Origin of the sequence: Vibrio sp. S11_S32, assembly GCF_014694465.1 — a bacterium.
GTDB lineage: Bacteria > Pseudomonadota > Gammaproteobacteria > Enterobacterales > Vibrionaceae > Vibrio > Vibrio algicola.
Genome location: NZ_JAAUWS010000109.1, coordinates 1 through 1,630 on the forward strand (window position 1 = coordinate 1; position 1,630 = coordinate 1,630).

The 1,630-nt window shown below is 52.3% G+C and carries 1 rRNA gene; it reads left to right on the plus strand.

The features are described from left to right. The first annotated feature begins 74 nt into the window (after positions 1-74). A 16S ribosomal RNA gene (locus HC723_RS16750) occupies positions 75-1,617 on the plus strand. The last annotated feature ends 13 nt before the right edge of the window (positions 1,618-1,630 follow it).

The window sequence follows — 1,630 nt, forward strand, 5'->3', positions numbered from 1 at the left end:
TCTTCGGATAAAGATTAGTTTTGAAGTCAGTATTCGTTGAGTCACTCCCTTTTAATTAAGGGAATCAAAATCTTAAATTGAAGAGTTTGATCATGGCTCAGATTGAACGCTGGCGGCAGGCCTAACACATGCAAGTCGAGCGGTAACAGAGATAGCTTGCTATCTGCTGACGAGCGGCGGACGGGTGAGTAATGCATAGGAAGTTGCCCTGATGTGGGGGATACCAGTTGGAAACGACTGTTAATACCGCATAATCTTTTCGGAGCAAAGCGGGGGACCTTCGGGCCTCGCGCGTTAGGATACGCCTATGTGGGATTAGCTAGTTGGTGAGGTAATGGCTCACCAAGGCGACGATCCCTAGCTGGTCTGAGAGGATGATCAGCCACACTGGGACTGAGACACGGCCCAGACTCCTACGGGAGGCAGCAGTGGGGAATATTGCACAATGGGCGAAAGCCTGATGCAGCCATGCCGCGTGTATGAAGAAGGCCTTCGGGTTGTAAAGTACTTTCAGTTGTGAGGAAGGTTGCGTAGTTAATAGCTGCGTAGCTTGACGTTAGCAACAGAAGAAGCACCGGCTAACTCCGTGCCAGCAGCCGCGGTAATACGGAGGGTGCGAGCGTTAATCGGAATTACTGGGCGTAAAGCGCATGCAGGTGGTTTGTTAAGTCAGATGTGAAAGCCCGGGGCTCAACCTCGGAAGGTCATTTGAAACTGGCAAACTAGAGTACTGTAGAGGGGGGTAGAATTTCAGGTGTAGCGGTGAAATGCGTAGAGATCTGAAGGAATACCAGTGGCGAAGGCGGCCCCCTGGACAGATACTGACACTCAGATGCGAAAGCGTGGGGAGCAAACGGGATTAGATACCCCGGTAGTCCACGCCGTAAACGATGTCTACTTGGAGGTTGTGGCCTTGAGCCGTGGCTTTCGGAGCTAACGCGTTAAGTAGACCGCCTGGGGAGTACGGTCGCAAGATTAAAACTCAAATGAATTGACGGGGGCCCGCACAAGCGGTGGAGCATGTGGTTTAATTCGATGCAACGCGAAGAACCTTACCTACTCTTGACATCTACAGAAGTCGGCGGAGACGCTGATGTGCCTTCGGGAACTGTAAGACAGGTGCTGCATGGCTGTCGTCAGCTCGTGTTGTGAAATGTTGGGTTAAGTCCCGCAACGAGCGCAACCCTTATCCTTGTTTGCCAGCGAGTAATGTCGGGAACTCCAGGGAGACTGCCGGTGATAAACCGGAGGAAGGTGGGGACGACGTCAAGTCATCATGGCCCTTACGAGTAGGGCTACACACGTGCTACAATGGCGCATACAGAGGGCAGCAAGCTAGCGATAGTGAGCGAATCCCAAAAAGTGCGTCGTAGTCCGGATTGGAGTCTGCAACTCGACTCCATGAAGTCGGAATCGCTAGTAATCGTGGATCAGAATGCCACGGTGAATACGTTCCCGGGCCTTGTACACACCGCCCGTCACACCATGGGAGTGGGCTGCAAAAGAAGTAGGTAGTTTAACCTTTCGGGGAGGACGCTTACCACTTTGTGGTTCATGACTGGGGTGAAGTCGTAACAAGGTAGCCCTAGGGGAACCTGGGGCTGGATCACCTCCTTACGAAAAGATTATT